This window comes from Rhodococcus sp. ACPA1, from assembly GCF_002300195.1.
GTDB lineage: Bacteria > Actinomycetota > Actinomycetes > Mycobacteriales > Mycobacteriaceae > Rhodococcus_F > Rhodococcus_F opacus.
Map to the genome: position 1 here is coordinate 1 of NZ_NSDX01000003.1, position 13,544 is coordinate 13,544.

Consider the following 13,544-nt stretch of genomic DNA (forward strand, 5'->3'; position numbering starts at 1 on the left):
TGCGCCCGATCCGGCCATCGGCCCCGGACCTCACGCCGCGGATAGAATCGTGTCGCCCGAGAGCCGGTTAACCGATCGGGGATTGTTTGACCAGATCTGCCGCCAGATCTGCTTCGGGAAGGCCGTGAAGGCGAGGAGGTCGGCCCGCGCGGAGTCGAGATGATCGGCTACCTTTGGCAGCTTCTCCGACAAGGCGTCGATCACCCGATCATATTGAGCATGAACAGAATCGGCGTCCGGCTGGTCGTAAACGGAGTGCAGGAGCGCACGCACCCAGGGCCACGAATTCTTCGGCGTCTGGGACATGAGATTGGTCGAATAATGCGTCCGGCACCTTTGCCAAGCGGCCCCGGGCAGGGAGGCGCCGATCGCCGACACGAGGCCGGCGTGGGCGTCGGAGGTCACCAACCGCACCCCGGACAGGCCGCGGGCGACCAGCGACCGGAAGAACGCCAACCACCCGGCCCCGTCCTCGGCGGAGGTCCCTCGCCATCACCGACACCTGGGATTTCGACAGCGAGGTGATACCGAGCGAGTCGACCAGTTTTTCCATCCGTCGGGTCGAGACACCGAGCAGGTAGCAGGTGGCCACCACCGACGTCAGGGCGCGTTCGGCACGCTTGCGGCGCTGCAGCAACCAGTCCGGAAAGTACGAGCCGGACCGCAGCTTCGGGATCGCCACGTCGAGAGTCCCGGCGCGGGTATCGAAAACCCGATGGCGATAGCCGTTCCGGGAGTTGGTGCGGTCCTCGGAGCGCTCACCGAAACCGGCGCCGCACAGGCTGTCGGCCTCGGCGCCCATCAGCGCATCGATGAACGTGGACAACAGACTGCGCAGCAGGTCGGGGCTGGCGTCGGTGAGGCGGTCGGTCAGGAACTGGTGCAGGTCGATATCGTGGGCACTGGTCATCGCGTGGTCCTTCATCGAGTGACTTTGGTCGGTCTCTCGAAGAGTCACGCGATGGCCGCCTTCATAGGGCTACGACACGCCGGTCAGATCCAAATCCGGTCCGTACACCACTCTGCTGGACGCAACCCCGCTGATCTCACCGGGAGCTTTGCCGAGCACCGATGGGAGGGCGACTTCGCTGCGGCAATCGACAAGCTCAATTCCCCGTCTGAGGGCCAACGTCTGGATCAGAACAGTTGCGGAACGCCGAGTTTGGCACCGATACCGGACTTGTGGCTGATCGACGCGCACGGTCGCGCACTACGCCCGTCCTACCCTGTCGACGACTGTGGATTCCTCAAGATCGGTGGACTCCGCGAGATCGAAAAACTAGTCCAGGTCGATCGGATCGAACACTACGTCCGCCACACGCCGGATTCGCTGCAACAGCTGATGGGATGCAGCACGCGTCGGGTGACGCCAGAAATCGGTAGTGATCACCTCGTAGCCGACCAGTACTGGGTCCGCAGCGCAGTTTGTCGTTACACCACCGATCCGGACGGGAGTATCACCTTCGCGGGAGCCGAAGAACTCCAGGACAGCCTGGGGCAGACGTTCTTCTCGCTCCCGCCCGCAAACGAGTGCTTGTCGGTCGCGAACCTCACGGCCGGCACGACAGTGACGCTAGCCGGGCCAGAGGATGTCGAACCGTTGCCGGTACTCATCGAGATCGATGGATGCCGCCGTGTACTCATCGACGAGCACATCGCCCTGCAAGCGTCCGAGGACATCATCGCGCAGGTCTCTTAGCTGGAACATGGTTGTTGAGCCAACCGCTCCATATGGGTGACCCGTAGGCGGAACCTGCACCGGGACGAAGTGGTGTCCCAGCGCATGCCGGCGGCAGTCGGCCTTCGTTCCGTAAGCGGATCCATGACCGGACATCGAGCCCTGACTGATACGCCCTACCCGGGGACCGCGAGGATGAGGATAGGACTGGTGACACATGAATGCAGACGATGACCCCGAGGACCCGATCCGACTCGTACTCGAGCGGTCCCGCGTGGTCGTGCAATGGCGCGTCGATGGCACGAGCCTCGTAGCCCCGGAAGACGACCTTGACGCGATCCTCCTGCGAGATCCTCCGAGTCCGCACGGTATCTGGCAGAAACCACGCGGCCCGGGCACGACCGCAAGTTTCATAGAAGCCGACCCGGGAGAACTTGGCCGCCCCTCGTGGTGGGTGCTCTACGGTAACGCGGACCCATCCGTGGAGGTGAGAGTCCACATTGACGAGGACGATGTATCCGACCCCGTCGTCCATCGTGTGGGCGGAGTCTGGGTATGTGAGTGGGTCAGCTACCCGACCATCGCCGAGATCCACCGATCCGATCGTGATCGGACGGCCCGCGTCTCGTTCGAGCGACCGATGTTCATGCCGCCGGCGCCATACCCTGAAGTCGAAATCAGGCAGAGAAAGCGCGGCAGAGGCTCCGGGAAGTCAGTCGAGAATCCCGTCGACTGACGCAGAACACCCGAATCCGTCGAACCGTGTCAGCTGTCCGTCGTTTTGACGGACGCATTCGCAATCGGCGGATCGCAGGAAATCGCTGATCGGAATATGTCTCGCGTCGCTGGCCGTCGACCGTAACGTGTTGAACGTGGGCGACAGTGTTCCAACCTGGGCCGATCTGGTGAACCGGCATGAGGCGAGTCACGACCTGTTCGTGTCATGCTCGATTGAGTACTCGTTCCGTGTTCGCGATGACGCCGAAGAGACTGGCACTTTCGCCGTTTGGCATGGTCCGCAGGACCGTTGGCGGGTTGAAGTGGCGGAGCAACCTGTGTACGTCCGCACCGGGGACCTTGCGTTCGCCCTGAAGAAGGGCACGATGCAGAGGCAGGAGCCCACAGCGAGGCAGTTCAAGGTGCTGCAGCCCGTCAATCCGCTGTCGTTCTTCGGCCCCAGCTCTCTTCTGTCGAGGTCCGGCGTTCTTGCCCCCTCAGTCTCCGCAATCGCTGCAGAGGTTGGCGGGCGCAGGGGGTGGTCGTTCGTCGCCGACCAACTGACTCTGGGAGCACGGAACACCCTGGAGGATCGTTTGGAGTTCGTCATAGACGACAAGACCGGGCTGGCTCTTCGTATTGGATCGGTCAATGGGCGACTGTCCGGAGAACTCCGGACGGTTCAGGTTTTCGAGTGGCTTCCGGATTCGTTGTTCGAGTGGTCCGACGAGGAAGCGGGACTCAACGGCCTCGATGACTGAGACCCGGAAGCCGAACCTGCACCGGGACGAAGTGGTGTCCCAGCGCATGCCGGCGGCAGTCGGCCTTCGTTCCGTAAGCGGATCCGCATGCGGGACGGGTCGGGACTTCGACGTTCGGATGATCCGTCCCGGTCGTCGTTCCTCAGCGAGAGCCAGCCAGTCAATCGATATTCAAATCACTGACCTGAACTCTGTCCGACGGATTACCGTTTCTGTGTCGGCCTTTCTGAGCCGCCCGGAAGGCCCGACACCCCGGGGTGGTCACTACCGGTACAGGACACGTGCTCGGCTCCGACCGGACGGCAGAGCGTCACGACCGCAGGCGGGATTAGGCATGAGCGACGAACAACCGAACATCGTGTTCTTTTTCTGGGACAACTTCGGATGGGGTGAGCTCGGGTGCTATGGCGGCGGCGTGCTCCGCGGTGCGGTGACACCGCGGATCGACGACCTGGCCGGGGAAGGCCTCAAGTTACTGAATTTCAACGTCGAGGCGCAGTGCACGCCGAGCCGTTCGGCCTTGCTGACCGGGCGCCACGCGATCCGCTCGGGCACCCAGACGGTGCCCCTCACCGGCGGCCCGGACGGGATGACCCGGTGGGAGGTCACGATCGCCCGGGCGCTCTCGGACGTGGGGTACGCCACCGGGATGTGGGGCAAGTGGCATCTGGGCAGCGACCCCGAGCAGCGGAGCCCGGTCGACTTCGGGTTCGACGAGGCGGTGTGGTGCCCGCGCACGGCCGACGAGGTGCTGTGGACCATGCAGTCGTACTTCCCGGATGGCGCGGTGACCGCCGCCCCTTATGCGGGGTCGACGCGGATCCCGCTGGAACCGGAGCCGATCTACTCGCGGCGCAAGGGCGAGAAATCGGAGAGGATCGCGACCTACGACGCCGAGTTCCGGGCCGGATTCGATCGGAAGATCACCGACTGGGCCTGTGATTTCATGACCCGCTCCACGCAGGCGGGCAAGTCTTTTTATGTCTACCTGCCCTACACACAGGTCCACATCCCGCCGATCCCGGACCCGCAGTACGCGGGCACCACCCAGCGAGGGAACTGGGCCGACATTCTCACCCAGATGGATGCCTTCACCGGCACGATCCTGGACAAGCTTGACGAGCTGGGCATCCGCGAGAACACAATCGTGGTCTGGGCGTCCGACAACGGCGCGGACACCACCAACCACCTCCCGGCGATCGACCCGGATCCGGTCGGCGGTCAATGGCACGGATTCTCCGGACCCTGGCGGGGTGGGTTGTTCACCGCCCTCGAAGGCTCCAATCGGACACCGTGCCTGGTGCGCTGGCCCGGGAATGTACCCGCCGGGCGGGTCAGCAACGAGTTGGTGCACGAGGTCGATTTCTTCACCACGCTGGTGACGGCCGCCGGTGGCACGGTCCCGACGGACCGGCAGATCGACGGGATGGACATGTCCAGCTTTCTGCTGGGCGCGGACGAGGATTCGGGCCGCGACATGATCCTGTGTCTGCAGGGCAACCGGCTGCAGGCGGCGAAGTGGCGTCAATGGAAGGTTCACCTGTTCCAGCAGGACGACTTCTATTCCACCTGGGCACCGACCAACGTGCCGATCCTCTACAACCTGGAGTGGGATCCGCGCGAGGAGCATCAGGTCGACTTCCCCCACGCCTGGGTCCTGCACCCGGTCGCCGCCGGGGCCGGCGCATTCCTCAAGTCGCTCGCCGTCGAGCCGCCCATCCGGCCGGGCACGCCCGACCCGTACGTGCCACCCGAACCCGGTGAACTGCAACCGCAGACACACCTGCAGATCGGCCCCATCATGCAGTACATCACCACGCTGGTCAGATCCCACGACGAACCTCCCGATCCGGGTCATGGGATCGAGCACCAATCCGGATGAGCGTCGGCCCGGCCGGGGGCTGCCCGCAAGTCCCACCTGAGCCTGTTGTGCCTGCCGGAGTCGTGGGGCTGTCGGTCACGCCCTCCAAACAGGGCCCGATGGACGGTGAAGAATCAATCCCACTGAGGGATCGCTGATCGGAACGGCGCCACTATTCCGACGTTCCGGGTTCTGACGATGTCGCGGGTTACGGTCGGCCGGTGCATCTCGTTGACCGGTATGGCCCAGTCCTTGCCGCCATGATCGGCGGCGTGCTCGCTGCCTTCGCTCTCCGCGAATCGGAGGTACTCGACCACACCATCGCTGCGAAGGACGGCCTGAGCGGGTGTTGGTCACTCCTCAGTGGGCCGGAACCGTCGCAGCAGTCGTTGCCATCGCCGCGCTGACGGTGCTGCTGCGGTTGCGTTCCGGGATCGGCGCAGCCGCAACCACCCTCATGGGCGCCGCAGTGATCGGCCTGCCTGCTGTTGTGGCGGTGTCGACCGAACCGGCCCTGACTCTGAACGCGGTGGGTGCCGGCCTGATGCTTGGTGCGGCGGCGTACTCGGCTGCAGGGCGGCGGGCTCCACTGATTGCGCTGGCTCTCGGGGTGCTGGCGGCGACAGTGTTCTTCACCGGGGCCCGCTTGTGGCGGGTTCCGGCGCAACGATGGTCGGTCACCCTGCCCGGCGATCTGTTCTACGTTCCGGCAACCGTGCCGCTGCCCATCCTGGCTGTCGCCGTGATTGTTCTCGGCGGAGTTGCGCTCGTCACCCGTGCCGACGAGCCTGCTGTCGGGGGTCGGCCGGCGATCGTCGGTGTCGGGCTGCCGGTGGTGTTCCTGCTGCTCTACACCGTGCTGGGAACGACCGAGTCCGGCCCGGTGTCGTGGACTGTCGCGGTTGGGCTCGCCGTCGCGGCGGCCCTTGCCGGGGCATGGCTGCTGCCCGCCCCTGAGGGGCACGTGCTGCTGGTGGGGTTGGCCGTGGCCGCTGTAACGGTCGGGCAAGTGCACTACTTGTCGGGTGCTTGGTGGTGGGTCCTGGGCGGTCTCATCGCGTTGGTCGCCGGGGTGATGGTCGGGTGGCGGTACCCGATGGCGGCGGTGGGGATGGTTCTTCTCGTCCTGGTCACGGCCACCGGGCTGCTTCCGGACAGTGGCATCTTCGACGCCGTGACGATCACGGCGTACACGCTGGTATTGCCCGGTGCGCTGGGGTTGTCCGTCGCGTCCGTGATCTCGACCACCCCCGCGGATCCACCGGCTGTGGTCAGCGCCGCGATGTTGCCGTTGACCATGACGTTCTTCGCGGTCTCCGCGCCACTGGCCGTCGCCGACTACGGGTGGTCGAACGGCTACCCGACCTCCGAGTCGGGACCAGTGGTCACCGTCGACTCGCCACTGCCCCTCGGTATCGTCGTCGCGACCGTCACCGCCATCCTCGCCACGCTCGCCCTTGCCCGGCGCTCGGACCCCGACCGCGTCCGCGTACTAACCCGACGCGGACGCCGATAAGTTTCGGGCGATGACCTGGATTTTCCGGCCCTCGGTGTCTATCCGGGGATGCCGAACTCGGTGCGGGTCGCGCCAAGCAGTGTGTCCACATGCTCAGCGTAGGTGGGCAGGCGTGCGACAACGCCTGAAAGGCAGCGACGACCGGCCGTGGGTCTGCCGCGCTGAACAGCGCCGGCATCGCGTAGTACGGCCGGTGCACCGGCCCGTGGTCGAACATCTTCCCTGTCGGTGACTTCTCCCCACCCGGCGCCGCACTCGAGCGGTAGGGTCCGCCCTTGCCCTGGGGCGGTAGATTTTCCGCCGCGAGGCGGGTGGACGCGGACTGCGGATCGTCGAACGGTGCCGGGAGTGGATCACCGTTACGCAAGGCCTCCAGTGCCGGTGTGACCCAGGCGCAGTCGGCGAGTCCGGCGAACTCAAATGCGCGGATCGCGGCCCATTGCGCCAGTCGCCGCTGGGTCTGCGGTTCCATCGCCACAATCGCGGCTGCGACGTCCGGTGTACAGTCGTCGAAATCGCGTAAAGCCAGGACCTTTTGCAGTTCGGGATGGGCCGCGAAGTCGATCGCCGTGGTCCGGGTTGTCGCGGCGGCGGTCGTCGTGCCCGTGGCCGACGAGCTGCCGTGAGCTGGCTCCTCCTCGCCTGCGGGTTCCGGGGCTGGAGTGTTCTCCGGTACGCCGAAGCCGGGCATGTCCCACATCTGAGCCGCGGACTTCGTGATCCCGTCGTACGGCCACAGCCGGATCCGCCACACGTCGCCGGGTGTCGTCGATCCCGGCCACCCGTAGTTGACGAATCCTCGGCCGGAGACCTCCACGGTGTACCGGCCGGCAGGAACCGTGACGGCCACCGGGTCGGTCGTCGGTGATGACAAGGTCAGCACCCCGCGGTCGTCGACTTCCAGTCGCCCTTCGCTGACCTGTTGCCATTGATCCCGGTCCGCGGGTGGCCGTGACTGCCACACCTGCACGGTTACCGACATCTGGAAGTTGTTCTGGTGGGGGCACAGCACCAGCAGCATGGCCCCGTTGCCGGCGCTGGGTTGGTCGGCCTGGGCTCGCTCCAGGAGTGCGAGTTCGACGTCCGGATCTCCGAGGCCGCCGTCGAGACAGAACTGGCCGTAGTCCATCGCCACGGTCATCTGTGTTTCGCTGACCGGCAGGGTGCGCTCCTCCATGCCCGTGATCCTGTCACGACGGCCGGACACAGCAGTCTCAACTCAAGCGAGAAGGTCGCTGGTGATCCCAGCTACGGATCGGTAGCCGGTCGTCGAACCGCAGGCAGAAGCCTTCAGTTGTTCGTTGCGCTTCGCGGGGTGTCACGGGTTGCTGCACGCGCTGAGGGGTGATGTGCCGCGAGGGCGAGCAGGCCAGCCATGGCCGAAGATCAGCCCGAACTGTAGGGTCTCGCGGACGGTGAAATTTCGACGACCTGCGCATTCATCGTGGGTCTCACGATATGGCCGCCACGATTTGTCTCAATTTGGTGGTCGCAGGCTTGGATGATGGATTTGGACTGTCTCGCCGCTGGCAAGGGTTACGGCGACGTGCAGTTTCTCTCTCCAGCGCGCGCGGAGCACCGCAAAGACGACTCCGTCGTCGGCTCCGACACCTCCGGTGTCTGTATCGATCGACGACCTCACTTCGAACTGAGACACGCCTTCGGCAGCAATTCCGGCCAGCGCCATCCATCCGAACTCTGGTGGTTCCCTCCCGACGGACGGATCGCCGGATTGATGGACGTTCAACCGCTCCAAGTACGAAGCCCGAAACGAGCGACCGAATCCAACGCGGGGATTGGGTACCCCGAGGATGACGGATGCCTTCGGTGAATCGCCGCCTGGCTGAACAAGAACCGCCCAACGGGTCGTGTCCGCGGCGAATACGACGGCGAAATCGGAGTCGCGCTCGATCAGCCGGACTGGACCGAATCGCGCTCCGGCCGTGGTGCGGTGCATCAATGGGACCGCTTCACCCGAAAGCCTCACCGCTGGGTGGGTTCGTAGGGCTTCGTCGATTCTGTCGCGAACCGGCAACAACGTGCTCCCCGGTTCGTCATCCGGTGTGTTCGACGATATTCGGATGCTCATGGACCCTCCAGACCGTGCCCTGAAACCCCGATAGTCAGCAGTACACGGTAAGTGGAAGGCCGCCAGCTCTTGGCGATCTGTCATCGTTTCGAGACCCGCGTGGGGTCGAATCCAATCCCACACGTTGCTGAGCGTCCTAGAGACGGAACCCTCACCGGCTCGTCCCGAGAGCCGGCCGTTGACCGGAACTCGCTGACCAGCGCCGTTCCAGTAGCCCCGTCCGGTGATGTTTTTGCTTTCGGGGCGTCAATCGGGACACCCCGAACGATCTGGATCACGCCGAAGGTGGGCGAGTCTCACCACGGTGGCGGATCCGCCACCGGCCCGCCACTCGCCGTGAGATTCCGCCACCGCATTCGAGATCCGCCACGCCGCCACGTCGAATGCAATCTCACCCAATTGGCCAACTGGCCATTGAGTGGCCATCCCAGATGAGATTTGGCCACGAGTCTCGAGACCTACACCGGTGACGCGACCGAACGCAGTCGTCTGTCAGCTGGGGATCCGCCTGCCCGGCGGCCTGGCCACCTTCGGTGTTCCCCAAGAGGATGCTCCGTGTAGGGTCTCGCTGCCGGTGGCATTTTGAGACGCTGCGACCTGCAGACTTGTCGCTTGCCTCACGGCATGACTACTGCAAATCTGTCTCAATTTCCTGGCATTTCTTCAGCGATCAGGAAGCGGCGGTGCCGATGCCCTGCCGCGACGGGCGATCAGCACGCCCTGCCGGCCATGTCAGGAGTGGTTGTCTATCCCGGAGGCGGATCCTGACCGGTTACCTGGTAGCGAGCCGATTACCCGCAATTGGAAAGCATCCTTATTGTTTCGAGTCTTAAATCGCTTCCAACACGCGTGATTAGATCCATATCTGCGGCGGCAAGAATTGTATCTTGCGAATCAACGCCGCTCGCAATTACCCAGTTTCTACTCTGTGGCCATAAGTAGTTAAATCTCGTTACGGGCAACTCCACCGGATGCTCCACCCATTTAAGGGGGAGGAAAAGGTCGTAGTCAACAATTGAAATGCGCGGGTAGTCTTCCGCAGGGAACTGGGCGGAAATATCGGCATTCCCTTCCCATGAGAGCGCAAGGCAATTGGTGAAGTCGAGGTGGTCGCGAATGATCTCGACCACGTCCATGGGCGCAGCGCCGGTTGTAGGCGCCCTGTCGTATATCTCGCCTTTTCGGTATTTCGCTAAAGTTGGGTTGGCGATCTCACCGAATCCGACCCGCGGTGTCATGTGTATTCCAGATGACTCCGAGATTTTCCGCCATGACACAGATCGATTCCCTCGGTAAGCGGGGTGAAGTATCCGAAGTTCGTGGCGCAGATCTTCAACATGCCAGGCGGGAAGGCCTTCGTGAACATCCGGGTACCTCAAGGTTGAGGCGAACTCGTAGTCGAAGCTTCTGGGGTTGGGACTCCAGTGCCATGGCGCAGTAGGGGAAATTTCCATCGTGGAATCCTTCGCTCGGCTTCCTCATTGACTATATGCCCAAGATGCGGCCACTTTTTCTTCTCCCGGTACGATCCACATGGCCTGGATCGTTACATACTCCGTGGTTACTCCTGAAACATCTATGCGGATGCGGTCTTGCTCTTTCCCAAGCGTGCAGTCGGCGGAGCGCTCCTCCAATTCCCTCGACCTGCATTTATAGATTTCGTCAGGATTGTCACTGGGAATCCCATCTGCATTCACGGAACGAAAGCCGTGGATACGTACAGAGAGGGGTTCAAACGATGTCGTGATAAATATAGACTTCGGGGGCGGATGAAATCTCTCCCACTGCATTGTCGTTGGTAAGTCTTCCGTTAGTTTCGGATCCACCGCGTCCCACATTGTGCCAACTAGCTGGAGTTCATCATTTTCTTCTGTCGTCGCCTGAGGGACGCCAACAAAGGCTGCCGGAGGAACTTTGCGAAATTCCAACGGCATGGTGACCTCGGCAGAGGTCGAGGCCACCACGGCCGTTGATGCGGACGGAGCCTCGCTTGTCGCTCCGCACCCTGTGATACCCCCGTTCATGAGGAGCGCGGCAGACGCTACTGCGGCCAGCCTGGTTGTTCGCATTGGATCTCCGATGGGGTCTCGTAGCTGGCGAGGGCATGGTAGGGATCAGGATCACCAGGGATCGTCAGGGTCCCAAATGCGTCGATGGCGTACCGAAACCAGCTACCGCGGTCGCACCATGCAGCGTAGGTTCCATCCACGGACTCCGTAACCGTCGGACCCAAATGGAAGTCCTCCTCTTGACCTGTGTCCTTATTGATGTTCGGCTTCTTTGGCCATATTCCGCCCCAGCGCAGATGCGTCATTTCCGCTTCGACTTCGATAGTTGGAGTGGTCGGTAGGTAGTAGCAGTACGCGCGAACATTGGCATGAATTTGATTCTTGAAGCCGACAGAGGCGTGAGGATGGTCGACAGCCGTGTCGCACAGAGCAGAAGGGGCGAACGGCGCTGTTTGGGGAGCCCCACCTGCAGCCTGCCGGAAAGTCAGAGGACTGGGATCTGTTTGATACGCATCCAGCCGTCCGTTCTGGAAGTCTTGGGCACGACCAGAATTGAATGCATACTCGTCGCCCACTGGGTAGCCGAATTGTCCGGCTTCGTAACCTAAGGATGACCAGTATTCGAGTATTTTTCCGGTGACAGGGTGGGCGCTGGTCGCGGGCGACCAATAGATGACGCCACGTTCAAAACGGTTCATCCGACCCGCTCCACCGGGAAGAATGATCTCATCGGTTGTGGGGTATCCAAGGAGACTGCCATTCTGCTCCGAGCCAACGGTGTTCCACTTGTCCTTGATCGCGCCGCCAATGACGTGAGCACCGGGAACAACGTTCCAGTAGATGTCCGCTCCCTGGACGTGCTGGCGTCGGCCGACGCCGTCCGGATTCAAAATTTCGTCTGTGGTTGGGTATTTGATGAACCCGCCTTCGTAGCCGTAGTTGCCCCATTTTGCGCCCCCTACCGAGAACCCAAACTCGACGATTATTCCGGGCAAGATGCCCTCCGACCGGCAGGAGCTTCCCGAGGGTTTCACCACACCACCGAACGGCCCGGGTTGCAGGCGCTGCTCGGCTACGCCCGCACAGGTGATGTGATCGTGGTGCATACCCTCGACCGGCTCGGTCGGACCGTCCGCGACACCCTGAACCTGATCCACGACCTGCACGAGCGCGGCGTCGGATTCCGGAACCTGGCGGACCCGATCCGGATCGACTCCACCAATCCGGACGACCCGATGGGGCAGCTGGCGGTGATACTGCTGGCGCTGTTCGGGCAGATGGAACGCACCTACGCGGTCGAACGGGCCGCCCACGCCCGCACGGTGGCCACCGAGAAAGGCCGCCGCACCGGTCGGCCCAGCGTGGTCACCGACGCCCAACTCGCCTACGCCACCCAACTACGGGACGGCGGCGCCACCATCGCCGAAATCACTGACAAGACCGGGCTCACCCGCTCCACCCTCTACCGACACCTCCCGTCACGTCCGCCAGAGACACTCACCGCCAGCACCGCCACGGTCGAAGAAGGACCTTCGCAGTCAGCTGTTCCGGCGGCGACATCACCCACCCCCGGACCGTCGGCCTGCCCGACCTGCGGATATCAACCCACCACGCGCCGAGACCTCGTCCCGCATCGCGCCGATCTCGCCACCATCTGGCTGCACCTCGACGGCGGCGGCCACCTGCGGCAGGCGCGGCACTGCGCCCGCTGCCAGCCGCACAGCCACGTCCTGGTGATCAGTTGCAGCCGATGCGGCGACGGCCCGTTACTCACCGGATCGACCGGTGACGACCTGCCCCCGCAGGCCCTGACCTGGCTCGAAGGCCACGGATGGACCACCACCCCGAAGCTCGTCTGCGACGCTCACGATCGGTGACACGCAATCGCCCATTCCAGGGCGCCGTCCTCCGACACCCTCGGGTGATATCATTAGTGTGATATCGGAGGTGGTCACGGTGGAACAGATCCTGATCCGCAACCTTCCCGCGGGAACCAAGGCTGCCCTGCGGGCGCGTGCTGAGCAGCATCACCGGTCAGTCGAGGCGGAGGTACGCGAAATCCTCGGCGAGGTCCTCGAGCGGGAGCCGGTCACGCTCGTCGACCTGTTGAGCACCGATGAGGGTGCCGACATCGAGTTCGAGCCCGAGCGCCTCGGTTTGACCGCCCGAACTGCTGAGTTGTGAAGTACGTCCTGGACACCAATGTCGTGTCCGCGCTGCGGGTTCGGGGCCGTAACCGGTCGGTCGAGGTCTGGGCGGCGTCGGTGCCGGTGGCCGACCAGTTCGTGACGGCCATGACCATTGCCGAGATCGAGCGGGGCGTGGTCGCCAAGGAGCGATCCGACCCGAAGCAGGGAGGGGTCCTGCGCCGGTGGTTCGACGAGCGGGTCCTGCCAGCCTTCGCTGACCGTGTGTTGCCGTTCGATCTGCCGGCCGCACGGGTGCTGGCCACCTACCGGGTGCCCGAGCATGCGCCGTTCGACGACGCTCTTATCGCCGCTGTCGCCCAGGCCGCCGAGATGACCGTGGCGACGCGCAACACCAAGCACTTCGACCCCCTCGGTGTCCGATGTGTCAACCCGTGGGAACCGAATCCCTGAAGGTCCGACTTCGGTGTAAACGCCCGTCGACCGGGCGATAACTCGAGTGCGGTCAATGAGGCTCGCTGAGCTGTCCGGTACGGCCGGCCTCGCTCGGTGGACGAATCGGGATGCCGTATTGCTTCGCGATCCGGCTCATCCGCGGCACGCTGCGCCCCACCTCGTGCCCGAGTTCCCGCAGCGTTCGCCGCTGATTGACGTACTGGTCGTGGAACCATGCCGGATCGACCGGCGGGCCTCCGGCGGTCGGCGTGATGCCGTGATGTCGTGATGTCGTGATGTCGTGCCAGTCGCCCGGCCACCTTCCTGCTGA

The 13,544-nt window shown here is 63.7% G+C and carries 13 protein-coding genes and 1 pseudogene; 8 read left to right on the top strand and 6 right to left on the bottom strand.

Annotated elements, in window-relative coordinates; all coding sequences use genetic code 11:
* Positions 1-910, bottom strand: a pseudogene (locus CJ177_RS10575) (transposase); the annotation flags it as partial.
* On the opposite strand from CJ177_RS10575, the gene CJ177_RS46740 reads away from it, so the two are divergent.
* The 5 genes from CJ177_RS46740 (at position 881) to CJ177_RS48240 (ending at position 6,533) form a co-directional block, all read left to right on the top strand.
* Positions 881-1,699, top strand: a complete 819-nt coding sequence (locus CJ177_RS46740) for a hypothetical protein (RefSeq protein WP_143548670.1) — start codon at positions 881-883, stop codon at positions 1,697-1,699. The pseudogene CJ177_RS10575 and the gene CJ177_RS46740 sit on opposite strands and share 30 nt — an antisense overlap.
* Before the next feature lie 196 nt (positions 1,700-1,895).
* Positions 1,896-2,414: a hypothetical protein gene (locus CJ177_RS10585; RefSeq protein WP_095867707.1), complete on the top strand. Its 519-nt coding sequence runs from the start codon at positions 1,896-1,898 to the stop codon at positions 2,412-2,414.
* A gap of 319 nt (positions 2,415-2,733) precedes the next feature.
* Positions 2,734-3,156, top strand: coding sequence for a hypothetical protein (locus CJ177_RS46745; RefSeq protein WP_218835096.1), 423 nt, complete (start codon positions 2,734-2,736; stop codon positions 3,154-3,156).
* 334 nt (positions 3,157-3,490) lie between these two features.
* Complete coding sequence (locus CJ177_RS10590) at positions 3,491-5,038, top strand: sulfatase-like hydrolase/transferase (RefSeq protein WP_054248794.1); 1,548 nt, start codon at positions 3,491-3,493, stop codon at positions 5,036-5,038.
* Between the two features lie 325 nt (positions 5,039-5,363).
* Positions 5,364-6,533, top strand: a complete 1,170-nt coding sequence (locus CJ177_RS48240; protein ID WP_257014471.1) for a hypothetical protein — start codon at positions 5,364-5,366, stop codon at positions 6,531-6,533.
* Here the strand turns inward: CJ177_RS48240 and CJ177_RS48245 are convergent.
* The 5 genes from CJ177_RS48245 to CJ177_RS10620 all read right to left on the bottom strand — a co-directional run bounded on the left by CJ177_RS48245 (position 6,448) and on the right by CJ177_RS10620 (position 11,737).
* Positions 6,448-7,710, bottom strand: a complete 1,263-nt coding sequence (locus CJ177_RS48245; RefSeq protein WP_257014472.1) for a hypothetical protein — start codon at positions 7,708-7,710, stop codon at positions 6,448-6,450. The genes CJ177_RS48240 and CJ177_RS48245 overlap by 86 nt on opposite strands.
* Positions 7,711-8,010: 300 nt before the next feature.
* Positions 8,011-8,490, bottom strand: coding sequence for a hypothetical protein (locus CJ177_RS46750; protein WP_143548672.1), 480 nt, complete (start codon positions 8,488-8,490; stop codon positions 8,011-8,013).
* Positions 8,491-9,413: 923 nt separating this feature from the next.
* The gene (locus tag CJ177_RS10615; protein WP_143548673.1) at positions 9,414-9,860 is read right to left on the bottom strand and encodes a hypothetical protein; all 447 of its coding nucleotides are present in this window, start codon (positions 9,858-9,860) and stop codon (positions 9,414-9,416) included.
* Between the two features lie 240 nt (positions 9,861-10,100).
* Positions 10,101-10,556 carry a hypothetical protein gene (locus CJ177_RS46755; protein WP_156681844.1) on the bottom strand — a complete coding sequence of 152 codons (456 nt, stop codon included), beginning with the start codon at positions 10,554-10,556 and terminating at the stop codon, positions 10,101-10,103.
* A 107-nt stretch (positions 10,557-10,663) separates the two neighbouring features.
* Positions 10,664-11,737, bottom strand: coding sequence for an LGFP repeat-containing protein (locus CJ177_RS10620; protein WP_095868195.1), 1,074 nt, complete (start codon positions 11,735-11,737; stop codon positions 10,664-10,666).
* Here CJ177_RS10620 and CJ177_RS10625 point away from each other — a divergent pair.
* From CJ177_RS10625 to CJ177_RS10635, 3 genes are all read left to right on the top strand, one after another.
* Positions 11,729-12,508, top strand: coding sequence for a recombinase family protein (locus CJ177_RS10625; RefSeq protein ID WP_231914326.1), 780 nt, complete (start codon positions 11,729-11,731; stop codon positions 12,506-12,508). The two genes, CJ177_RS10620 and CJ177_RS10625, sit on opposite strands and share 9 nt — an antisense overlap.
* Positions 12,509-12,587: 79 nt before the next feature.
* The gene (locus tag CJ177_RS10630) at positions 12,588-12,815 is read left to right on the top strand and encodes an Arc family DNA-binding protein (RefSeq protein WP_061040581.1); all 228 of its coding nucleotides are present in this window, start codon (positions 12,588-12,590) and stop codon (positions 12,813-12,815) included.
* Positions 12,812-13,231: a type II toxin-antitoxin system VapC family toxin gene (locus tag CJ177_RS10635; RefSeq protein WP_061040576.1), complete on the top strand. Its 420-nt coding sequence runs from the start codon at positions 12,812-12,814 to the stop codon at positions 13,229-13,231. The genes CJ177_RS10630 and CJ177_RS10635 overlap by 4 nt, the downstream gene beginning before the upstream one ends.
* Positions 13,232-13,544 lie beyond the last annotated feature (313 nt).

Bases quoted from the DNA above. Each gene is read 5' to 3' on its own strand.
- CJ177_RS46750 (WP_143548672.1), bottom strand. From the start codon at position 8,490: ATGCACCGCACCACGGCCGGAGCGCGATTCGGTCCAGTCCGGCTGATC.
- CJ177_RS46755 (WP_156681844.1), bottom strand. From the start codon at position 10,556: ATGCCGTTGGAATTTCGCAAAGTTCCTCCGGCAGCCTTTGTTGGCGTC.
- CJ177_RS48245 (WP_257014472.1), bottom strand. From the start codon at position 7,710: ATGGAGGAGCGCACCCTGCCGGTCAGCGAAACACAGATGACCGTGGCG.
- CJ177_RS10620 (WP_095868195.1), bottom strand. From the start codon at position 11,737: ATGCACCACGATCACATCACCTGTGCGGGCGTAGCCGAGCAGCGCCTG.
- CJ177_RS10590 (WP_054248794.1), top strand. From the start codon at position 3,491: ATGAGCGACGAACAACCGAACATCGTGTTCTTTTTCTGGGACAACTTC.
- CJ177_RS10585 (WP_095867707.1), top strand. From the start codon at position 1,896: ATGAATGCAGACGATGACCCCGAGGACCCGATCCGACTCGTACTCGAG.
- CJ177_RS10615 (WP_143548673.1), bottom strand. From the start codon at position 9,860: ATGACACCGCGGGTCGGATTCGGTGAGATCGCCAACCCAACTTTAGCG.